Annotated in this window: 19 protein-coding genes, 1 pseudogene and 1 riboswitch; of the genes and pseudogenes, 9 read left to right on the forward strand and 11 right to left on the reverse strand. The window is 69.0% G+C overall.

Features of this window, described 5'->3' with window-relative positions; translation table 11 throughout:
• The first annotated feature begins 106 nt into the window (after positions 1 to 106).
• Together IEY95_RS15570 and IEY95_RS15575 are read left to right on the forward strand one after the other, a co-directional pair.
• The gene (locus IEY95_RS15570) at positions 107 to 2,092 is read left to right on the forward strand and encodes an elongation factor G (RefSeq protein WP_189186633.1); all 1,986 of its coding nucleotides are present in this window, start codon (positions 107 to 109) and stop codon (positions 2,090 to 2,092) included.
• 105 nt (positions 2,093 to 2,197) lie between these two features.
• Positions 2,198 to 4,066: a cellulase family glycosylhydrolase gene (locus IEY95_RS15575; protein ID WP_189186634.1), complete on the forward strand. Its 1,869-nt coding sequence runs from the start codon at positions 2,198 to 2,200 to the stop codon at positions 4,064 to 4,066.
• Here the strand turns inward: IEY95_RS15575 and IEY95_RS15580 are convergent.
• Positions 4,059 to 5,327 carry a YncE family protein gene (locus IEY95_RS15580; protein WP_189186635.1) on the reverse strand — a complete coding sequence of 423 codons (1,269 nt, stop codon included), beginning with the start codon at positions 5,325 to 5,327 and terminating at the stop codon, positions 4,059 to 4,061. The genes IEY95_RS15575 and IEY95_RS15580 overlap by 8 nt on opposite strands.
• Before the next feature lie 192 nt (positions 5,328 to 5,519).
• Between IEY95_RS15580 and IEY95_RS15585 the strand changes: the two genes are divergently transcribed.
• Positions 5,520 to 6,200 carry a TetR/AcrR family transcriptional regulator gene (locus IEY95_RS15585; RefSeq protein ID WP_189186636.1) on the forward strand — a complete coding sequence of 227 codons (681 nt, stop codon included), beginning with the start codon at positions 5,520 to 5,522 and terminating at the stop codon, positions 6,198 to 6,200.
• Positions 6,201 to 6,361: 161 nt separating this feature from the next.
• On the opposite strand, the gene IEY95_RS15590 is transcribed toward IEY95_RS15585, so the two are convergent.
• Positions 6,362 to 7,594 (reverse strand): glycosyltransferase, encoded by a 1,233-nt coding sequence (locus IEY95_RS15590; protein WP_189186930.1) that lies wholly within the window; start codon positions 7,592 to 7,594, stop codon positions 6,362 to 6,364.
• A 396-nt stretch (positions 7,595 to 7,990) separates the two neighbouring features.
• On the opposite strand from IEY95_RS15590, the gene IEY95_RS15595 reads away from it, so the two are divergent.
• Complete coding sequence (locus IEY95_RS15595) at positions 7,991 to 9,016, forward strand: polyprenyl synthetase family protein (RefSeq protein ID WP_229703062.1); 1,026 nt, start codon at positions 7,991 to 7,993, stop codon at positions 9,014 to 9,016.
• 165 nt (positions 9,017 to 9,181) lie between these two features.
• Here IEY95_RS15595 and IEY95_RS15600 read toward each other — a convergent pair whose 3' ends face one another.
• From IEY95_RS15600 to ctaD, 4 genes and pseudogenes are all read right to left on the reverse strand, one after another.
• The gene (locus tag IEY95_RS15600; protein WP_373294473.1) at positions 9,182 to 9,637 is read right to left on the reverse strand and encodes a nuclear transport factor 2 family protein; all 456 of its coding nucleotides are present in this window, start codon (positions 9,635 to 9,637) and stop codon (positions 9,182 to 9,184) included.
• Positions 9,638 to 9,804: 167 nt separating this feature from the next.
• Positions 9,805 to 10,272 (reverse strand): annotated as a pseudogene (locus tag IEY95_RS15605) (IS701 family transposase); the annotation flags it as partial.
• A complete protein-coding gene (locus tag IEY95_RS15610; protein ID WP_189186638.1) occupies positions 10,212 to 10,562 on the reverse strand; it encodes a hypothetical protein in 351 nt (116 codons plus the stop codon). The pseudogene IEY95_RS15605 and the gene IEY95_RS15610, both read right to left, overlap by 61 nt.
• Complete coding sequence (gene ctaD / locus IEY95_RS15615; protein ID WP_189186639.1) at positions 10,559 to 12,244, reverse strand: aa3-type cytochrome oxidase subunit I; 1,686 nt, start codon at positions 12,242 to 12,244, stop codon at positions 10,559 to 10,561. Before ctaD ends, IEY95_RS15610 begins: the two co-directional genes overlap by 4 nt.
• A 105-nt stretch (positions 12,245 to 12,349) precedes the next feature.
• Here ctaD and IEY95_RS15620 point away from each other — a divergent pair, with 105 nt between their 5' ends.
• Together IEY95_RS15620 and IEY95_RS15625 are read left to right on the forward strand one after the other, a co-directional pair.
• Positions 12,350 to 12,913, forward strand: a complete 564-nt coding sequence (locus IEY95_RS15620) for an RNA polymerase sigma factor (RefSeq protein WP_189186640.1) — start codon at positions 12,350 to 12,352, stop codon at positions 12,911 to 12,913.
• Positions 12,906 to 13,880, forward strand: a complete 975-nt coding sequence (locus tag IEY95_RS15625) for a CU044_5270 family protein (RefSeq protein ID WP_189186641.1) — start codon at positions 12,906 to 12,908, stop codon at positions 13,878 to 13,880. The genes IEY95_RS15620 and IEY95_RS15625 overlap by 8 nt, the downstream gene beginning before the upstream one ends.
• A 28-nt stretch (positions 13,881 to 13,908) precedes the next feature.
• Here IEY95_RS15625 and IEY95_RS15630 read toward each other — a convergent pair whose 3' ends face one another.
• A complete protein-coding gene (locus tag IEY95_RS15630) occupies positions 13,909 to 14,757 on the reverse strand; it encodes a bifunctional 5,10-methylenetetrahydrofolate dehydrogenase/5,10-methenyltetrahydrofolate cyclohydrolase (RefSeq protein ID WP_189186642.1) in 849 nt (282 codons plus the stop codon).
• 23 nt (positions 14,758 to 14,780) lie between these two features.
• Positions 14,781 to 14,867, reverse strand: a riboswitch (ZMP/ZTP riboswitch).
• A gap of 18 nt (positions 14,868 to 14,885) precedes the next feature.
• Entirely contained in the window at positions 14,886 to 15,764 is an 879-nt protein-coding gene (locus IEY95_RS15635) for a hypothetical protein (RefSeq protein WP_189186643.1), read from the reverse strand.
• Between the two features lie 58 nt (positions 15,765 to 15,822).
• Here IEY95_RS15635 and IEY95_RS15640 point away from each other — a divergent pair, with 58 nt between their 5' ends.
• The gene (locus IEY95_RS15640; RefSeq protein WP_189186644.1) at positions 15,823 to 16,443 is read left to right on the forward strand and encodes a MarR family winged helix-turn-helix transcriptional regulator; all 621 of its coding nucleotides are present in this window, start codon (positions 15,823 to 15,825) and stop codon (positions 16,441 to 16,443) included.
• Positions 16,444 to 16,467: 24 nt separating this feature from the next.
• Here the strand turns inward: IEY95_RS15640 and IEY95_RS15645 are convergent, their stop codons facing one another.
• Complete coding sequence (locus IEY95_RS15645) at positions 16,468 to 16,833, reverse strand: nuclear transport factor 2 family protein (protein WP_189186645.1); 366 nt, start codon at positions 16,831 to 16,833, stop codon at positions 16,468 to 16,470.
• Between the two features lie 171 nt (positions 16,834 to 17,004).
• On the opposite strand from IEY95_RS15645, the gene IEY95_RS15650 reads away from it, so the two are divergent.
• Complete coding sequence (locus IEY95_RS15650; protein WP_189186646.1) at positions 17,005 to 17,298, forward strand: hypothetical protein; 294 nt, start codon at positions 17,005 to 17,007, stop codon at positions 17,296 to 17,298.
• Positions 17,299 to 17,542: 244 nt separating this feature from the next.
• Here IEY95_RS15650 and IEY95_RS15655 read toward each other — a convergent pair whose 3' ends face one another.
• Positions 17,543 to 18,457, reverse strand: a complete 915-nt coding sequence (locus IEY95_RS15655) for a helix-turn-helix transcriptional regulator (RefSeq protein WP_229702980.1) — start codon at positions 18,455 to 18,457, stop codon at positions 17,543 to 17,545.
• Between the two features lie 117 nt (positions 18,458 to 18,574).
• Here IEY95_RS15655 and IEY95_RS15660 point away from each other — a divergent pair, with 117 nt between their 5' ends.
• Positions 18,575 to 19,444, forward strand: a complete 870-nt coding sequence (locus IEY95_RS15660; protein WP_189186647.1) for a prolyl oligopeptidase family serine peptidase — start codon at positions 18,575 to 18,577, stop codon at positions 19,442 to 19,444.
• 4 nt (positions 19,445 to 19,448) lie between these two features.
• Here IEY95_RS15660 and IEY95_RS15665 read toward each other — a convergent pair whose 3' ends face one another.
• The gene (locus IEY95_RS15665; RefSeq protein ID WP_189186648.1) at positions 19,449 to 21,203 is read right to left on the reverse strand and encodes an ABC transporter ATP-binding protein; all 1,755 of its coding nucleotides are present in this window, start codon (positions 21,201 to 21,203) and stop codon (positions 19,449 to 19,451) included.
• Between the last annotated feature and the right edge of the window lie 14 nt (positions 21,204 to 21,217).

Below are 21,217 nucleotides of genomic sequence, written 5' to 3' on the forward strand. Positions count from 1 at the left end.
CTGCACTACGAGGGACGCGTCCGCCAAGATCGAGGAGCAGCAATGCGCACACCGCTCATGTCCACCCAGGAAGGAATCACTCCCACTTCAAAGGACATGACGCCCGGTGCATATGCTCAACCTGGGAATTCTGGCGCACGTAGACGCCGGTAAGACAAGCCTGACCGAGCGGCTGCTGCACTCGGTCGGGGTCATCGACGAGATCGGCAGCGTCGACGACGGAAACACCCAGACGGATTCACTCGCGCTGGAACGGCAGCGCGGCATCACGATCAAATCCGCCGTCGTCTCCTTCGCGATCGACGACATCACCGTCAATCTGATCGACACCCCCGGCCACCCCGACTTCATCGCCGAGGTGGAGCGGGTGCTCAGCGTGCTCGACGGCGCCGTACTCGTCGTCTCGGCCGTGGAGGGCGTACAGGCGCAGACCCGCGTGCTGATGCGGACACTCCAGCGGCTGCGGATTCCCACGCTCGTCTTCGTGAACAAGATCGACCGCTGCGGAGCGCGGTACGACCGTGTGCTGGAGGGAATCTCCACGCGACTCACCCCGGCGATCGTCCCGATGGGCGGGGTGGCTGACCCGGGCACCCGCGACGCTCGCTTCACCCCGTTCGACGACGCCGGGCTCCAGGCCCTTGTCCTTGATCTGCTCGCCGAGCACGACGACGAACTGCTCGCCGCGTATGTCGAGGGCCGAGTGTCGTACGACCGGCTCCGCGCCGCACTGGTGCGGGGGACCCGGGAGGCCCTGGTGCACCCCGTGTTCTTCGGCTCGGCCATGACGGGCGCGGGCATCGCGGAACTGATCTGTGGGGTCGAGGAGTTGCTGCCCTCGGCCGAGGGCGATGCCGACGGCCCCGTCTCGGGCACCGTCTTCAAGGTCGAGCGCGGACCCGCGGGGGAGAAGATCGCGTACGCGCGGCTGTTCGCCGGGACGCTGCGGACACGCGACCGGTTGACCTTCCGTGACGGCGAGGAGGGAAAGGTCACCGCGATCAGCGTCTTCGACCAGGGCTCGGCCGCCCGGGAGGAGGCTGTGGTGGCAGGGCGGATCGGCAAGCTCTGGGGGCTGAACGACATCCGTATCGGCGACATCCTCGGCGTCTCACGGAAATCGACGGCGGACGAGCACTATTTCTCCCCGCCGACGCTCGAAACCGTCGTCGTCCCCCGCCGTTCGGCCGACAAGGGCGCCCTGCATCTCGCGCTGACCCAACTCGCCGAACAGGACCCGTTGATCAATCTCCGGCACGACGAAGTCCGCAAGGAGATCTCCGTATCGCTCTACGGCGAGGTGCAGAAGGAGGTCATCCAGGCGACGCTTGCGGACGAATTCGGTGTGGCCGTCGTGTTCCGCGAGACGACACCTCTGTGCATCGAACGGCCCCTGGGCACCGGTGCGGCGGTCGAGTTCAACAAGAAGGACCCCAATCCGTTTCTCGCGACCGTCGGACTGCGCATCGATCCGGCGCCCGTCGATTCCGGTGTGGAATTCCGGCTCGAGGTCGAACTGGGCGCGATGCCGTACGCGTTCTTCAAAGCGGTCGAGGACACCGTGAAGGAGACGCTGGGGCAGGGAATCCACGGGTGGCAGGTCACCGACTGCACGGTCACCATGACCCATTCGGGCTATTCGCCACGGCAGAGCCACGCTCACCAGGGCTTCGACAAGAGCATGTCCAGCACCGGCGCCGATTTCCGGGGCCTGACACCGCTGGTGGTGATGAGCGCGCTCCGGGAGGCGGGCAGCCAGGTGTACGAGCCGATGCACCGGTTCCGCCTGGAGGCCCCGGCGGACACGCTCGCGGCGGTGCTGCCCGTGCTCGCGCACCAGCGCGCCGTGCCGCAGACCACGGAGATCCGCGGCGCGTCGTGTGTGCTGGAAGGCGTGGTCCCGGTCGCCGAGGTGCATGAACTGGAGCGGCAGCTACCGGGGTTGACGCGCGGCGAGGGCGAGCTGGAGTGCGCCTTCGACCACTACGCGCCGGTCGTGCGAGGCGAGATCCCGGACCGTCCGCGGACCGACCTCAACCCGCTCGACCGGAAGGAGTATCTGCTGAACGTGACACGACGGGTCGGCAGCTGAGACCCATGGGGTGTACGAGGCCTGTGAGACGGAGGCGAGAAGTAGAAACTTACTCATGAGTCAGAACCATTGACGCGTCCTGATGCGAACGGGACTGTAGTGGACATGTCGACGTTACGTGCGCGTCTGCTCGGCGTTCTCGTGCTGATCACCGGCCTGCTGACGGCCACGGGCGCACAGCCCGCGGCCGCCGACCCCCTCCCCGACTCGCTGTGGTTCGACACCCAGGCGTCGGCCACCCTCACCGTCGCGAACGGCCGCTTCACCGACGGACTCGGCCGCGAGGTCGTACTGCGTGGCTACAACGTCTCCGGCGAAACGAAGCTGGAGGAGAACAGTGGACTGCCCTTCGCGTCGGTCGCCGACGCCAAGAAGTCCGCCACCGCGCTGCGCGCCCTCGGCGGTGCCAACTCCGTACGTTTCCTGCTCTCCTGGGCGCACGCCGAACCCGTGCGCGGACAGGTCGACACCACCTATCTCGCCGCGGCCACCGACCAGTTGCGCGCCTTCCTCGACGCGGGAATCCGCGTGTTCCCCGATTTCCACCAGGACCTCTACTCCCGTCATCTCTTCAACACGGGCAGCTGGTACAGCGGCGACGGCGCCCCCAAGTGGGCCGTGGAAGCGGGAAATTACCCCCAGGAGTCGTGCGGGATCTGTCTTTTCTGGGGGCAGAACATCACCCAGAACGGGGCCGTCAAGCAGGCGTCGTACGACTTCTGGCACAACGCCTACGGTGTCCAGGGCGCTTTCCTCGACACGGCCCAGGCCACCATGGCCTACGTCAGACAGCACCTCACCACCGCCGAATTCGCGGGCGTCGTCGGCTTCGACCCCTTCAATGAGCCGTACGCGGGCACATACGACTCCGGGCAGACCAGCCGCAGGTGGGAGCGAGACGTCCTCTGGCCCTTCTATGTGAGGTTCCGGGCCCGCATGGACGCGGCCGGCTGGCAGGACAAGCCCGCCTTCGTCGAGCCGAACCTCTTCTGGAACGCCAACATCGACTCCCAGAAGCAGGAGGGTGGCCTGCTGGACGCGGGCACGCTGGGTGCCCGCTATGTCTTCAACACCCACTTCTACGACCAGAAGGCGATCTCGGGCATCCTCATGTGGGGCAAGGCGGGGGACGGTCAGTACGCCACCGACTTCGGGACGGTACGCGACCGGGCCTCGACGGCGGGGACGACCGCGATCGTCAGCGAATTCGGCCACCCGCTGTCCGGATCCGTCTCGGACAAGGCACCCACGGTCGTCAAGGCGATGTACCAGGCCCTCGATTCCCGTTTGCCGGGCTCCAGTTGGTGGTCCAAGGCGGCATCCTCCGGACCCGTCCTCTCCGGCACCCAGTGGCAGTGGGACATCTACAACGGCCGCCACCACGAGCTGATGAACGACAACCCCGACAAGGTCCTGACCTCAGGCGACGCCTGGAACGACGAGGACCTCTCCGCCGTACGCCTGGACGACTCGGGTACCGCCGTGCTGCGCCAGGACGCACGCCTCCTGGACCGCCTCTACCCGAGCGCCACCGCGGGCACCACGGTCGCCTTCACCTACGAGGACCGCTCCCGCGACGGCTCCACCACCCTGACCTGGAACCCGATTCCGTCGTCCCTGCCGTATGTCGCCCAGCTGGTGGGATCGGGCCAGTACGGGCTGCTGCTGTGGCGCTCCAACGGCGGCGCGGCCCCCACGGAACTCCACCTGCCGGCATCCTTCCCGACGTCGGCCACGACCGTGGTGTCCGACCTCGGGGCGACGATCTCCCCGCCCGCCTACACCACGACCACCCCGATCGGGGTGGCCCCCGAGCCGGGCGGCACCGGCAGCCGCCGACTGCTGCTCACCGCACCGGGCTCGGGGACTGTGCACTACGCGCTGATCACGAACGGGGCGACGGCGCCGTCCGCCGATCTGTTGGGCGCGGCCCGGACCGAACTGATGTCGTGGGCCGCTACGGTGGTCAACTAGCCGAGGGGCCGGTCCAGTTCGCCTCCACATGGCCGAGGCGAACCCGCTGGGGGTGGTCACCGACCGGAACCGACACCGTCTTCTGCCCGGTGGCGAAGTCGATGGCGGTGACCTGGTCGGCGCCGCTCTCGGAGACGATGCAGTCCTTGCCGTCGCCGCTGACCGTCGCCCAGTACGGCTTGGAGGCGGTGACGAGCGGTCCTTCCTGGAGGGTGGCCCGGTCGACGACGGTCGCGTAGTCGTCCATGGTCCCGGCGACGCACAGCTTCGTTCCGGCCGGGTTCATCGACATGCCGTGGTGGCGCGAGTCGTTGACCCAGGTGGTGCGGTCGGTGCTGGTCGCGGGGTTCTTCGGCAGGGTCTTGACCCGGGTGATCTTGTCGGAGGCGACGTCGTACTCGAGGAAGCCGTTGAAGAACGACACCTGGAAGTACAGCTTGGACTCGTCGGGGCTGAACACGGCGGGCCGGACCGCGTCGGAGTAGTCCGTGAGACCGATCGCGTCGAGCCGCTGCCGCATGTCGATCACCTTGACCTGCTTGAAGGTGGTCGCGTCGACGACGGTGATGTGCCGGTCGCCCTTCGTCCAGTCCAGCCACGGGTCGTCGAGAGCGGTGTTGACGTCACCGATCGCCATGTTCCAGATGTACTTGCCGTCGCGGGTGAAGATGTTCTCGTGCGGCTTGTCGCCGGTGGCGAAGGAGCCGAGCTGCTTGCCGGTGGTGATGTCCAGGACGTGCACGGTGTTGGCGGTCGACGCCGAGACCGCGACACGCGTGCCGTCGGGAGACACGGCCATGTGGTCGGAGCGATAACCGGACACGGGGAAGCGCCAGTTGATGTGCCCGGTGGCGAGGTCGATCGAGACGACGTCCGCGAAACTTGGACGGGACACGACCACGGACCTGCCGTCGGGGGTGGAGTACATGTCGTCGACGAACTGGTCGTGGCCCTCGCCGACGCCATTGCGAATGGCCATGAAGTAGACCCACTTGATCGGATCGGCGTTGATCGCGGCCAGCCGTTCGTCCTTGTCCGGGATGACATTGATCCGGCCGATCTTCGTGAAGTCACCGGTGGACTTGATGACGTCCGCGGTGCCGTCCCAGTTGTTGCCCACGAACATCACCTCGCGCAGATCGCCTGCGGAGGCCTGCGCGGAGGCGGCGGTCGCCGTGCCGCCGAGGGTGAGGGCGAGGGCGGCGGCGAGGGAACAGAGATGTCTGGGTCTGAGAGGGGACCTGTCGGGTCGAACAGACATGGGGGTCCTTGTCGTAGGCGGGGGGTGCGAGTGCCGAGGCATGACAAGCGATCAACGCGAAATCTGAACACGGCCGCGTTCAGAGTGGACTTACTGGAAAGTAAGGAAGGGGCGCCCCTCTCCACAAGGGTCCGTACACGACAAAATCGTCGGAGGGTCGAACAGTTCGTCGGACCGGCAAGGGAGGAACGTGTGGCGGGCAGGCTCAAACAGCCGACCGGCCGTTACGGGGGCAGGACCGCCGAGGAGCGGCAGGCCGAGCGACGCGCACGCTTCCTGGACGCCGCGCTCCAACTCTTCGGTGACAGCCCCGGGTTCCGGTCCACGACCGTCGCGGCGCTGAGCGAGGCGGCGGGGCTGTCGACGCGGCAGTTCTACGAGGAGTTCCGCACCCTTGAGGACGTGCTGGCCGCCCTGCACCTCCAGGTCAACGACTGGGCCGAGGAGGCCGCCCTCGCGGCGCTCGCCGACGCGCGGGAGCGGGACCTGCCGCTCGCCGAGCGTGCGACCGCGATCTTCCGCGCCTATGCCGCGAACGTGACGAGCGACCCGCGGCGGATCCGCATCACCTTCGTCGAAATCATCGGCGTGAGCCCCCGGTTGGAGGAGCAGCGGCTGGCTCGCCGGGCCCGCTGGGTGGACTTCATCTGCGCGGAGGCGGCAGCGGCGGCGGCACTCGGCGAGGCGGCGCCCCGCGACTACCGGATCGCCGCGACCGCGTTCATCGGCAGTGTGAACGGTCTGCTCCACGACTGGCGCGCCGGATGGGTGGACGCGACGCTCGACGAGGTGGTGGAGGAACTGGTCCGGCAGCTGTTGGGGATTCTGCGACCGGCGGGGTGGTTTCCGCAGGGGCGGGGCGGGGCGGCCTGACGGCGGTAGGACCGGGCAGCGGCCGACTGTCGGTCCCTGCATCTGCGGTGCCCGACCCGACCAGCTGGATACAGGAACCTTCCCCGGCCACGAGGCACACTTCCGTTTGCGGGCGAGGCCGACAGGGGGACGGGGCGGAGGGGGCGAAAGCCTCTCGAACCTCAGCCAGTCAGCCGGCGCACCGTGTCGAGGACCGGCCCCACCCCGTCCTCGGCACGGATGCGAGCGGCCAGCACCTGCGCGCGCCGCCGATACATCGGTTGCCTCGTCACTCTCACAAGAGCCGATGCCAGCCGGGCGGAGCCGAGCCCGCGCAGGGGCACGGCCCCGGGCGCCACCCCGAGCGCGACGAGCCGCGCGGCCCAGAAGCCCTCGTCGAACTGGATCGGCACCGGTACGGCCGGCACCCCCGCCCGCAATCCGGCCGCCGTCGTCCCTGCCCCCGCGTGATGAACGACCGCGGCCATCCGGGGAAAGAGCACGGAGTGCGGCACCTCCCCGACCGTGAACATGTCGTCACCGGTGGCCCGCAGCCCGCCCCAGCCGCGCTGGATCACCCCGCGCAGCCCAGCGGCCCGCAGGGCGCGTACGACCTCGGCGCTCAGCCGCTCGGGATCGGGCACGGTGGCGCTGCCCAGGCCCACGAAGACCGGAGGAGGCCCGGCGTCGAGGAAGTCCCGCAGTGCGGGAGGCAGTTGGGCGTCCGTACCGTCGTAGGGCCACCAGTACCCGGTCACGTCGAGGCCGGTGCGCCAGTCGCGGGGGCGGCGCACCACGAGGGGGCTGAATCCGTGGTGCACGGGCCAGCCCTGCCGCTCGCGGGCGCGGCGCGCGGCGCCGGAGCCGATGCGCGGCAGGCCGAGCCGGGCCCGCAGGGTGCGCACGGTCTCCGCGAAGACCCGCTCGACGGCCATGTTCACGCCGTGTCCGGCGGCCCGGTTCACCGCGGGCCCCCATGAGCGGATCCCGGTCACCGGAGGCGCGAACTCCCTCGTGGGAGCGAGCGGTTGGAGATAGACACCTATGCTGGGCAGCGACAGCCCTTCGGCGACGGCGTGCCCGAGTGGCCCGAGGGAGCTGGACAGCAGGAGCACGTCGCTGGAGTGGGCGGCTTCGATCAGGTCGTCGGTCATCCGCCCGACCAGCGCCCGCGCCATCTCGACGACCCGGATGAGCTTGCCCGCTCCTGTGGTGCTGCGGTGCAGGCCTCGCCCGCGCTCGGATTCCAGCTCCGCACGGGGATCCACGGGCAGCGCGTGAAATCCCACGCCCGAACCGGCCACCAGCGGCTCGAAACACCCGTGTGTCACCAGGGTGACCTGGTGCCCGGCCCGCACCAGGCCGTGCCCGAGCCCGGTGTACGGCGCCACATCGCCCCGCGATCCCGCGGACATGATCGCAACTCGCACGACGGTCAGTATGCCGGGGTTCACGAACGGTGGCCCACAGCCGTGCGGTCCGTTTCGGGGCCATCGGCATGGAGGAACGCGGTGACCGCCCGACGGTACGGCCGGGGCTGTTCGGCGTCGATGAGGTGACCGGCGCCCGCGATGGTGCGCAGCGGACCCCTTCGGCTCCGCCCCCGCCGTGACGTGACCTGCAGGTTGTCCCGGCTGACCGATCGCGAGCGCGAGGTGCTGCTTCTGCTGGGCCGCGGCCTGACCAACGCGGAGATCGCCGGCCGCCTTCGACCACGGCCTGGTGCCCTCCGGAGAGCCGCGCCGACCGACGGCGATCCGGTCATGGCGGAAAATCGCTCTGGCTTCCCTCCCATCGGAATGATCGAATCGATGCTCGAATTGCTCTCGGTGGTGGGGTGGGACTGCGTGAAGGCGATGTCGTACGGCGAACTGCATCGCCAGGTGTCCGCGGAGATAGAGGCGGAAAGGGAAGCCGCGCTCGCGCGACTCGGCCCATCGGCGACATCGGTTCGAGCGGCGGTCACCACACTCCTGGAGCATCGCACGTTCACGTACCCCCTCTCCGTGCTGCCGATGATCGTCCACGCCGCCGAGACCGGCCTTCTTGAACCGGCCCTTCCGCTGGCTGTCATTCATGAGCTGTGGTGGACCTCGGCGTGCTACCTCGACGACCTTGCCGATGGACAGGGTGCGTTCGTCGTCGGCGACCTCACCGGGAGTGAGGCGCAGCTCGCGGCGGTCATCAGCGGAACTCCCCTGCCTCTTCTCGTCGTTCAGTCGCCCCGCATTCCCGAGCCGGTGCGCGGCGCTCTGTCGGCCGAGATCGTCAGGTGCTGGATCGTCGCGACCGAAGGTCAACTCAGTGACCTCCGCGGAGACGCGGGTGTCACCACGCGCGACACGGTGATCACGGCGTACCGGGGGAAATCCGGCGCCCCCTTCAGCATGGTCACGGCCATGGCCGCTGAACTGGCGGGTGCCGCGAAGGGGAGGGTGGAGCTCTGGCGCGAGTTCGGCAATGTCTTCGGCGTCCTGTGGCAGATATTCAACGACCAGGAAGACATCCTGTCCGGCCGCAATGAAGACGTCCTGAACGGCACTGTCACGTACCTCCTCGCGTGTGCCGTCGAGGAGGCGGAGCCCGAGTCCAAGGAGCGTGTCCTGGGGCTTCATTCCGGCGCGAGGAATTCTCATCACGCCCCTGCGGAACTCATCGAAGTCCTTCTCGCACCTGCCGTTCTTCGCGGGTACGAGGAGGACATCAACAAGTTCCGCGACCAAGCACACCGCATTCTGGGCGAACTGGGGGGCGACGAGGCTTACGTGGACATGCTGCGGGACCTCGTGGACCAGTCCTCCCGGATGCTCCTCAAGGCCGGCCTTGTCACTGCCTGAGCGGTTTCGGGGTGGCGCCAGTACTCCAGCCGTAGATCGTGATCTTCATGTCTGATGTGCCGAAGCACGTTAGTTGTCACCAAGGCAGGCCGATGGTCACAAGCGGCCTCGACGGGCGCATGGACGAAGCGCGGAACCGAAAGTAGACCGCGCTTCGGAAAGGACCTATCGCCGTGCGGCAGCCTGCTGCAGGTGGCGACTCACATCGCCGACGAGGCGGATGTCGACCTGTCGCTCGATGAAACGCCACTGCCCGCCGCGGCGCTCGAAGCGGTCGCGGTACCGACCGGCGGCGACGGGCTGCAGCGGCAGGTCGGGCAGCGCCTGCAGCACGGTGACGTAGGAACGTGCGACCGCCGTGCTGGTCTGTTCGTCGACCTCGATGGCGATATTGGAGGTGACGTGCTGGGTTCGCGGCGTGCCGTCGGCATAGACGATCAGAGTGTCCTGGAACATCTTCTCGATCGCTTCCCTGCCGCTCACCGGCGTGCCGCTGCCGACGAAAGTGGCGTCCGCGAGCAGGAGACCGAGCCCTGCGAAATCGCCGTCGTCCACGAGTTCTGCGTAACGTGCGAGCAGGTTCTCGACAGCTCGGTAGCTCGATACCAGGTCGGCGGGCATGGCGGAGGATGAGGACACTGACTGTCTCCAAGTACGAGAGGCGATCCACGGCGTGTGCTGCCCATGATGGCAACGAGGCCGCGAACGCGCCGGTTGTGACAAGCATCCTGCCTTGTCGATGATATCCAGCGCGCCTCACGCGACGTGCATAGCGAGATCACCCCATCCGTGGCGAAGACTGTGTCCTCGTCCAGGCCCGCGGCCCGGCAGCGGTCCGGCTTGCTTGTCCACGAGCGGGGGATGTACGGCTCGCGGTCCACGGCCGCGTGCCCACGGCGGTCGGCGTAGACCAGATAGACGGCGACCTGCGCGTTTTCGATCCTGTCGGCGGTGCCGGTGTACTGGCGCTGGGCACGCACGCTGTGCGTGCCCTTCTTGACGTCCCCGGTCTCGTCGACCACCAGCACCGCATCCTCGTCGTGCAGATGCTCCACCACGTACCCGCGCACGTCATCGCGCACCGTGTCGGCATCCCACCTGGCCCGGCCGTGCAGGTGCTGCATGCCGTCCAGGCTGGACTCCCCGGCCCACTCGGCGATCGACCAGCAGTTCTTGCGCGGCAGTTCCGCGAGTACTAGGTCGGCAGGTTCGTCACCACGACCGTCGTCAGCACGAGGGCGGCGCCGAACAGGCATGCCGCGCACAGCCGCCGTCGCAGTGAGCGGTACCTCTCTTCGTACTCGGCCCGCAATTCCCTGCCGCGTTGCGCGGTGCGCTCCCAGGAACGCCGGGTGAGGGCCAGGTAGTGCTCCTGATAGCCCGCCTCCACCTCCTCCCGCTGGGTGTCCGTCAGCCAGGCCAGCGAGCGCGTGAAACGGACGGCTTCGGCGCGTCCCTCGGCGCGGGCGGCCTCGACGAGCAGATGGCCCTCGAGCTCGCTGATCAGCGCATCCGCATTCAGCGGGCGGTCGTCCATGGCGGTCATCGCAGTTCCCTCGCCGCGGTCTCCAACTGCCGGCCCGTGGCGCTGATTTCGGGGTGGTGCAGATCGAAGGCCGGTGACTCGGACCGGATGCGCGGGAGGGCGAGGAAGTTGTGCCGTGGCGGCGGACAAGAGGTGGCCCATTCCAGGGAACGACCGTAGCCCCATGGGTCGTCGACCTCGATCTTCTCGCCGTACTTGGCGGTCTTCCAGATGTTGTAGAAGAACGGCAGGAAGGAGAGGCCGAGCAGGAAGGAGGAAATCGTCGAGACCGTGTTGAGGGTCGTGAGACCTTCCACCGCCAGGTAGTCGGGAATCCGGCGCTGCATTCCATTGGCGCCGAGCCAGTGCTGCACGAGGAACGTGCCGTGGAAGCCCGAGAAAAGCGTCCAGAAGGTGATCTTTCCGAGGCGCTCGTCGAGCATCCTGCCGGTGAACTTCGGCCACCAGAAGTGGAAGCCGGAGAACATCGCGAAGACGACCGTACCGAAGATCACGTAGTGGAAGTGCGCCACCACGAAATACGAGTCCGAGATGGGGAAGTCCATCGGCGGCGAGGCCAGCATCACGCCCGTGAGACCGCCGAAGACGAAGGTGACCAGGAAGCCGGTCGCCCATAGCATCGGTGTCTCGAAGGACAAGGACCCCTGCCACATCGTCCCGATCCAGTTGAAGAACTTCACACCCGTCGGCACGGCGATCAGGAACGTCATGAAGGAGAAGAACGGCAGCAGTACGCCACCGGTGACGTACATGTGGTGGGCCCACACGGTCACCGACAGCCCCGCGATCGCGATCGTCGCACCGATCAGCCCCATGTAGCCGAACATCGGCTTGCGGGAGAACACCGGGATGACCTCACTGATGATGCCGAAGAACGGCAGAGCGATGATGTACACCTCTGGATGGCCGAAGAACCAGAAGAGGTGTTGCCAGAGTAGGGCTCCGCCATTTGACGCGTCGAAGACGTGGGCACCGAACTTGCGGTCCGCCTCCAGGGCGAACAGCGCGGCCGCGAGGACCGGGAAGGCCAGCAGGACCAGCACACCGGTCAGCAGCACGTTCCACACGAAGATCGGCATGCGGAACATCGTCATGCCCGGAGCGCGCATGCAGATGATGGTGGTGATGAAGTTGACCGAGCCGAGGATCGTGCCGAAGCCGGAGAAGGCCAGACCCATGATCCACATATCGGCGCCGACTCCCGGCGAATGCACCGCGTCGGACAGGGGCGCATAGGCGAACCATCCGAAATCGGCGGCGCCTTGAGGAGTCAGAAACCCGCCGACGGCAATCAAGGAGCCGAAGAGGTAGAGCCAGTAGGCCAGCATGTTGAGCCGGGGGAATGCCACATCGGGCGCGCCGATCTGCAACGGCATGATCCAGTTCGCGAAACCGGCGAACAGCGGGGTCGCGAACATCAGGAGCATCACGGTGCCGTGCATCGTGAACGCCTGATTGAACTGCTCGTTCGACATGATCTGCAGACCGGGGCGGGCGAGTTCGGCGCGCATCAGCAGCGCCATCACCCCGCCGATGCAGAAGAATCCGAACGACGTGACCAGATACAGCGTGCCGATCGTCTTGTGGTCGGTGGTGGTCAGCCACTTCACCGCGGCGAGTCCAGGACGCCGCGCACGCACGGGAGGGGGTGCGGGCAGCGCCGTAACAGTGTTGCTCTCCATGCCCCGCCTGTGTCCGGCGCCCGGCCGACCGTCACACTGGAGCGGAGCGACGAGCGTCACATCGACGGGTGTGACGATCGCGAACCTGCCGGACACCTACGGATTATGAGCAACGACGAGACCTTCGCCGCTGCCTATCGCGAGCACTACTGGGCGGTCAGCCGCTACGTTGCGCGGCGACTGGACGGCCGGAGCAGTGATGTCGAGGAGGTGGTGGCGGAGGTCTTCACCGTCGCCTGGCGGCGCCGGTCCGATCTCCCGCCGTCCCCCCTTCCCTGGCTGTACGGGGTGGCACGCCACTGTCTGGCCAATGCCGTACGCGGCTATGGGCGCCGCCGCAGGCTCGTCGACCGGCTCGGCAACGACGAGAGCGTCCAGGGCAAGCAGGTGGTGGCGGGCCCCGACTCCGAGTCACCGGGCGACTGGGTGCACGAGGCGCTGACCCGGCTCTCCCCGGCCGACCAGGAAGTACTGCGGCTGACGGCTTGGGAGGAGCTCGGCATCGACGAGGTCGCCGTCGCCCTCGGCTGTGGCAACCGCGCCGCGGCCATGCGACTGCACCGCGCCCGTCGCCGTCTCAGAACCGAGATCGACCGCCTGCAGATCACCGTGGCCGCCGGCAGCGAAGCGCCCCGCCGCGACACCCCGAAGGAGCACGGCCATGGCTGACGAACTCGAACTGCTGCGTCGCGCCAATCCGGTGCCGTCCACTGACCCCCGCTTCCACGACCGCCCGCTGGACCAGCACGCCGAGCGGCGCCTCAACCACCTGCTGCACAGCGGGCGCCCCCGCCCGCTGCGGCGCTGGTTCTGGAGTGTCGGGACCGCGGCGGCCGTCGGCGTGGTCGTCCTCGCCCTGACGCTGTCGGGGCCGACCACCGCCCCCGCCGTGGCCGCCCCGCGCCCGCTGGTCATCGAGGCGGGCTCCACCCCCGTCCCGCTGGACCGGCTCGCCGACCGCGCGGCGGCATCGGACAGCTCTCTCCCGCTGCGCCAGGGCACCCACGTCCAGACCTGGAGCCTGAGCATGACCTCAGGACCCGAGGCCCGGCCTCCGATCACGGTCCCCGAGGAACGCGTCGTCCGCTGGAAGGCCGACGGCAGTCACACCGAACTCGTCGTGGCGACCGACCCGCGTCGTCCGGGCAAGCCGGTCATCACCGACGCCGACCCCGTCCCGCGCACGGTCGAGGACGGCCATGTCCTCAGCAGGCGGACGTACCCCCCGAGTTGGAGCGACGCGCCGCCCCAGGCGCGACCGCCGCACGACGCCGAGCGGCTGCGCGCCTACCTCGAGGAGATCGACCCGATCGAGGCGATGGACACGACGCAACTCCTGGACGCCGTTGCCGTCTTGCTGGACAACTGGACGCTCGGTGCCCGCGAGACCGCCACGCTGGCCCGTGTCCTTTCCGAGGCGAAGGGGCTGCGCCCGGTTGGAGCGGTCACCGACCGGCTGGGGCGCAAGGGACAGGCGTACGTGTACGACGACAAGGCTCACTCCGGCCGCCGGATGCTGATCCTGGACCCGGCGACCGGCGCTGTTCTCGGCCTTGAGGACACGGTCACCAAGGCCGATCCCGAGTACGGCGTCAAGGCCGGCGACGTGATGTCGTACCGCGCGTGGCTGCGCTGACCGACCCCGACGTCACCAAAGTGTCTGCTCAGAAGCCGAGTTGGCGCTCGGCCCCGGTCACCGTCTGCTCCAGCAGGACCGCGATCGTCATCGGGCCGACGCCGCCGGGCACGGGGGTGATCAGACCGGCGCGGGTGACGGCGGTGTCGAAGTCGACGTCGCCGACGTTCCCGGGGTTGTAGCCCGCGTCGATCACGACGGCTCCCGGCTTGATGTCCTCGCCGCGGATCAGCCGGGGGCGCCCCACGGCGGCCACCACGATGTCCGCCTCCCGCACCACGGAGGACAGATCCGCCGTACGCGAATGGCAGTACGTCACCGTCGCGTCGCGCCCGAGCAGCAGCATGCCGACCGGCTTGCCGAGGATCGCGCTGCGGCCCACGGCAACGGCCCGCTTGCCGGCCGGGTCCACGTCGTACTCGTCGAGGAGCCGCATGATGCCGCCGGGCGTGCAGGACACGAAGCCGGGCAGGCCGAAGCTCATCGCCGCATAGGAACTCAGCGTCACACCGTCGACGTCCTTCTCGGGCGCGATGGCCTCGAACGCCGCGCGCTCGTCGATGTGCGGTCCGACCGGGTGCTGGAGCAGGATGCCGTGCACGGTCGGGTCGGCGGACAGCGCCTCGAGCGCGGCGACCAGTTCGGCCGTCGTGGTGTGGGCGGGCAGGGCGACGTGCCGCGACTCGATACCTGCCTTGCGGCTGCGGTTCTGCTTCATGCGTACGTAGGTGACCGAGGCGGGATCCTCGCCGACCAGCACCGTCGCCAGACACGGAGCCGCACCCGTACGGTCCTTGAGGTCGGCCGCACGCTTGGCGGTCTCCTCGACGATGCGACGCGCGAGACCGGCGCCGTCCATGAGCTGGGCCTGGGACATGTGCTCCTCCTGAGCGTTGTCGACACAATCGCCCAGGCGCGCGGCAAAGACCCGTTCGTCGGACCGCTCCCCGGTGGTACTCCACCTCAGCGCCAGTCACGGCCCGCCGACCAGGGTAGCTTGTGCGATTACCGGCCGGCGTCGCTGGCCGAAGGCGGAGCCGTGGGATCGACGCCGGTCAGGAACCCGTTGGCCTGCGCCTCGGTCGTCGTGGCTCCGATGGCTCCGGCCCAGCGAGCGATCTCCCGGGCCAGCGCGGCGGCTCCGGCCTCGTCGCCCGTGTCGCGGGCCAGCACCGCCAGGAGCATCTGCTGCGAGAGAGTGCCGGGGACGGTGCCCGCCCGGGCGCCGAGCGCGGTCGCCCGGCTCCAGCGTTCCCGCGCCCGCGCGTGGTCGCCGCGGTCGTGGTCGTGATCGCCGAGGTGCCGCAATGCCTCGCGCGACAGGAGGTCGTCGCCCGACTCGCCCATGCGCAGGGCGGCCTCGTAGTGGGCGGGTGCGACGTCCCGCTCGGCGAAGAGATTGTCGGCGATCAGGCCCAGATACATCTCGGCCCAGCCTCGGTGCACGGCGTCCGCACCGCGCTCGCGCAGGTTCGCTGCACGGCGGCGGAGCGCGGCGAGGGCCTCCGGGTCCTTGCCTTCGGGACCGGCGCGGAACGTACCGTCGACGCGGAGCAGACCAAGGTAGTCGTGGCGCAGTCGGAGGAAGTCCAGGTCCCAACGGCCGTCGAGGCCGTCGAGGCCGGACTCGTCGAAGACCTTCTCCGCGGCATCGAGCCGAGCCCCCGCCAAGCCGGTCCCGCCGAACCAGTCACTCTCCAGTGCGACTTCGGCCGCGGCCAGGGCTGTCCGTGCACGAGCCCGTGCCTCGGTCACGACGGCCGATTCCAGCAGCCGCGACGCGCGTTCCCAGCGGCCGCCGATCCTCAACTCACGGACAGCGTCGAGGAGTTCGTCCAGATCCAGCGATACGACCGTACGGATGGTGCTTGCGGTGTTCGTCATGGCGAGGAAGGTAGTAATCCGAAAAACTATCCACAAGAAAACTACTTTGGGGGACTGAATGACGGACCCGTCCGACGCGGCCACCACGGAACAGCCCGACGCGGCCACCACAGAACCGCCCGACGCGGCGACCGCGGACTCGGTCGACCGGCATGTCGCGCTCTGGAAGAAGGAGCTCGACTGGATGGACCCGGTCAAGGAAGCGATCTTCGCCCGGCTCGCGATTCTGGCCCGGCATGCGGCGCAGGCCCGCCGGGACACCCTCGACTCGGACGGCCTCCAGCACTGGCAGTTCAAGGTGCTTCTGATGCTGCGCCGGCTCGGCCCGCCCTACGAGGCGAGCCCGTCACAGCTCGCCGACATGCTCGGCCTGACCCGTGGCGCCCTGTCGGCGCGGCTCGGCCCACTGGAGGACTCGGGGCTGATCACCCGCACGAACGAGCGCGCCGACCGTCGCCGGGTACGGGTACGGCTCACCGACGCAGGATTCGATGCGTTCGAGCAGCACGCGGTATCGGAGGACGAGGGTGAGAATGCGCTGCTCGCAGTGCTGAGCCCAGCAGAGAGGCGGATGCTCGCAGAGCTGCTGCGGAAACTGGTCGTGGCCGCCGAGTCCGGTGAGGGCGGGATCGGCCGAGCGACGTACTCGCCGAAAAGGTCCAGGTCAGACGGGATCTGAACTGGACCCTCGGCCAGTTCCTTCCTACTCGTCCCATGCCTGGACCAAGGTCTGTTCGACGATCTTGCCCTCGCGCAGCGAGATCATCGAAGTGGCCAGCACCCGCACGCCGTCCGGATACTCGCAGGACTCGGTGTAGGCGACATGGTCCCCTTGGATGACGCACTGGTCCAGCTTGTGCGTCATGTCGCGGCTGTAGACGTCGCTGAGCATTTCGGCAATCTCGTCGCGGCCGTGTTTGATCATCGGGTGGCTGGGTTGCGTGTTGCGGTCGACGACGCGCAGTTCCGCGTCGTCGGCGTAGAGCGCCAGCAGAGCTGCCGCACTGTGTCCTTCTATGCCCCGGCGCAGCGCTTCGGTGTCGAAGGCAGGGGGTGCCGCGGTGCCCATGATCGACCTCCTTGGAAGGCCGCGGCCCAGCGCGGAATGGGCCGCGTAGGCCTCTCCTCCGAGACTCCTCCGCTGCTCGGCCCACGGCAAGCGCAGCCGTCCGATGCGCCTGACGGGTGAGCGACGGAACCCGGCCGTGTCCGCCCGGACCCCGGGTCCGTTGCTGAAAGCATGATCTCAACACGACGTATGGTCGCCGCCGTTGGTCTCGCCGTCGGTGTCACGGGCCTCGCCGCGCCGATGGCGAACGCGGCGGGCTCCGAGGCCCACGACGCGGGGAAGCTGAACCCGATCGCTCAGCTCGACTCGCTCGCGATGAGCGACATTCCCGCGGAGCAGCAGGCCGAAGTCCCGCGGCCCTCGAGTCAGCTCGCCGGACTCAACCGGCTGAACGACCTGAACGAATTGCACCAGGTGACCGACCTGGTCGCGCCGGTGACCGGGCTGCTTTCGGGCATCGGGTAGGCGGCAGACGCGGTTCGGTACGGCGAGCCCCGGCAGAACATCGACGTTCTGCCGGGGCTCCTCGTCTCTCACGGGCGTACACCTTCCCCCGGCGCGCTGAAGAGCCGCACACCCGTGACCTGACCACGGCGTACGTCGCTCCCGACGGGAGACGTGGCAGGGGCGTTCGCATACTGAAGTTATGTTCACGCAAAGTGGGGGCCTGGTGCCGGGGTGGGAGGCGCGGGGTGTCAATGGTCCGGTCCTAGCGATCCCGTGCGTGGCCTGCTCGTCCGCGTACGGCACCGCGGAACGCGATGGGGGCCTGTCCGGCACGCTGATGGAAGTACTTGGCGAAGTTCGTGGCGCTGGAAAAACCCAGCTGGGCGGCGATGCGGGCGGCGGCGAGGTCGGTGTGCGCCAACAGCCGCTTGGCCTCCAGGACGACCCGGCGGTCGATGAACTCCTTGGCACCGACTCCCGCCGCGTCGAGGGTGGCCCTGGACAGCGTGCGGGTGGAGTACCCGAGCGCGGCGGCGTAGTCGTCCACGCGGCGCGTCCGGGCGAAGTCCCGCTCGACTGCGGCGCGGAAGCGCAGGAAGGTCTCGCTCGGCTCGGCGGCGTGGCCGCCGGGGGCTTCCAGATGGGCCACGCGCAGCATCAGGACGTCCAGGAGATGGCGCAGCACGGCGACATGGGCGTCGAGCGGCAGCCGCCCCCGGTCCCGGAACTCTCGCTCCAGGTGCGCGGCCGCGAGGCGGAGCGCCTCGGCGTCCTCGGCCGCCGGGGTGCGCAGCGCCGGCGCCTCCGGATCGTCCAGCCGGGCCGCGCCGACGGTGGCCGGATCCGGGAAGTCGCGCTCGAAGACGATCAGGATGCCCTCGGCCTTGTCGAGATCGCCCCACTGGAGCACCTGACCGGGGCGCACCCACAGCCATGAGTCCGGATCGAGGACGTACCCCGTGAAGTCCACGGTCTGCCGCAGTGTGCCGGAGGTGAGCGTGAGCACGTGGTGGAAGCCGGGGCGCTGCGGCGCTCCGAGATCCACGCCGCGGCCGTCGGCCCTGGAACGCAGGTCGGCCAGCGAGATCACTTCCAGGCCCGCCGGAGTGCCGACCGGCGCCGCGAAGGCGACCTCGGGGATGGCCTGCCCGGCCGAGTGTCGGTTTATGACCATCATCAGTCGCCTGTGCATCCGGGCGGGACGTGTTTCCCCGCCTAATTTGGAGTGGTCGCCGAGCGGACGACCGCCTGTCGTGGCGGAAAGAGAGCATCACGATAGAAGGAGAGCTGATCCATGGCCAAGGAACTCAAGGACATCGCGTACGGCGACGGACTCGACGGCCAGTTGATCGATCTGTACGTCCCGGACGGCGAAGGTCCCTGGCCGCTGGTGATCTGGAGCCGCGGTTCGGGCTGGTTGGCCGACACCGGGCGGTACGACGCCGAGGTGGTGGCCCGGCGGCTGAACCCGCACGGCTTCGCCGTGGCCGGGCTGGCGATCCGCTCCAGCGCGCAGACCCGCTTCCCCGGGCAACTGCGGGACATCGAGGAAGCCGTTCGTCGGCTCCGCACGCATGCCTCGTCGTACGGCCTCGACCCCGATCGCACAGGGATGTTCGGCGAGTCCTCGGGCGGCTGGGCCGCGGCGCTGGCCGCGCTGACCGTCGACGGCATCCGCGCCGCCGTACCCGTCTACCCGCCGACCGACCTGCTGAGCATGGACGAGCAGATGCTCCCCGGCACGCTCCAGGAGTTCACGCGCTTTCCCGGCAGCCCGTACGGCCATGACGACCCCGAGTCCGCGGAGTCCCGGCTGCTCGGCGGCCCTCTCCAGGAGCGGCCCGAACTCGCCCGCAGGGCAAGCCCGTCGACGTACGTCGGCCAGGACGCCCCGCCCTTCCTGATCCTGCACGGAAAGGCCGACCGGATCGTCCCGTACGGCCAGGGCGCACTCTTCTACGAGGCGCTCGCGAAGGCGGGCGCCGATGTCGAACTGATCACGCTGCCCCACGCCGACCACGGCCCGTGGAACGACTTCCTGACCGACCCCGCCGTGAAGCGGGACGCGTTCACGGTCTCCTCACGCGAGGGCAAGGAGACCGAGGCGCGGCCGTGCGATCCGACCTGGGACACCGTCGTCGACTTCTTCCACCGGCACCTGTAGGCGCTCAGCCGGCGGTCGCGAGGAACTGCGTGGCGGCCAGTTCGGCATAGAGCGGATCCGCGGCCACGAGTTCGCGGTGGGTGCCCACGGCGCGGACGCGGCCCGCGTCCATGACGACGATGCGGTCGGCCATCGTGACGGTGGACAGCCGGTGCGCGACGACGAGGACCGTGGTCGTGCGGGCCACATCGGCGACGGTGTCGCGCAGCGCGGCTTCGTTGACGGCGTCGAGCTGCGAGGTGGCCTCGTCGAGGAGCAGCAGCCGGGGGCGGCGCAGCAGGGCGCGGGCGATGGCGACGCGCTGGCGCTCGCCGCCGGACAGCTTGGTGCCGCGGTGGCCGACGAGCGTGTCCAGGCCACGCGGCAGACGGGCGACCAGGCCGTCGAGCCGGGTCGTCTTCAGTACGCGCGTGAGGTCTGTGTCGTCGGCGTCCGGGTTGCCGAGCAGCAGGTTGTCCCGCAGCGACCCCGACAGGACCGGGGCATCCTGCTCCACATAGCCGATGGCGGAACGGAGTTGAGGCAGATCCCAGCGCTCCAGCTCACGGCCGTCGAGCGTGATGACGCCCGCCTCGGGGTCGTAGAACCGCTCGATGAGCGAGAAGACGGTGGTCTTGCCCGCCCCCGAAGGACCGACGAACGCGGTCATGCCGCGGGCCGGGACAGCGAAGGTCACACCGTGGTGGACGTACGGCAGATCGTCGGCGTACCGGAAGCGGACCTCGTCGAAGGCGAGCGCGGCGGGCTCGGCGCCCGGAGTCGGCAACGGTGCCGGCGGGGCCGCCGCTTCGGCGGGCAGCCGGAGCGCCTCCTGGATCCGGGCGAGCGCGGCGGCACCGGTCTGGTACTGCGTGATCGCGCCGACCACCTGCTGGATCGGTGACATCAGATAGAACACGTAGAGGAGGAAGGCGACCAGCGTCCCCACGTCTATCGCGCCGGTCGCGACCCGCGCGCCGCCCACCGCGAGAACCGTGATGAAGGCGATCTGCATCGCCAGACCGGCCGTGTTGCCCGCCGCCGCCGACCATTTGGCGGCCCGCACGCTCTGCCGCCACGACTCCTCGGCCGCCGCGTGGATGGTCTGCTCCTCGCGGTGCTCGGCACCGGATGCCTTGACCGTGCGCAGCGCGCCGAGGATCCGTTCCAGAGAGGCGCCCATCACGCCGACGGCGTCCTGTGCCTGCTTGCTCGCCCGGTTGATACGCGGCACGATCACACCGAGCACGGTGCCCGCGCAGAGAATCACTCCCAGGGTGACGCCCAGCAGCACCCAGTCCACCAGCCCCATCATCACGATCGTTGCGACGAGAGTGAGCCCGCCGGTGCCGAGGCCGACGAGGGAATCGGTGGTGACCTCGCGCAGCAGCGTCGTGTCGGAGGTGATCCGGGCCATCAGGTCGCCGGGCTCGCTGCGGTCCACGGCCGGTATGCGCAGCCGCAGCAGATACGACGACAGGGCGCGCCGCGCGCCGAGCACCACAGACTCGGCGGTGCGCCGCAGCACATAGGAACCCAGCGCCCCGACCGCCGCGTTGGTGACCACCAGCGCCGCCATGCCGAGCAGCGCGCGCCCGATGGGCCGGTCGTGCGACAGGTCGTCGATGAGCCCCCGCGCCACCAGAGGCAGCACCAGACCCGTGGCCCCGGTCGCGAGTGCCAGCAGCGCACCCGCCAGGAGCGCCCATCGATGCGGTCGTACGTACCCGAGCAGCAGGCGCCACGTGGGCACGTCGGACTCGGCGTCGGTGAGGCTCACGGCGCTCCTTGCGG

This window comes from Streptomyces albiflavescens (assembly GCF_014645835.1).
In the GTDB taxonomy this organism is placed as follows: domain Bacteria; phylum Actinomycetota; class Actinomycetes; order Streptomycetales; family Streptomycetaceae; genus Streptomyces; species Streptomyces albiflavescens.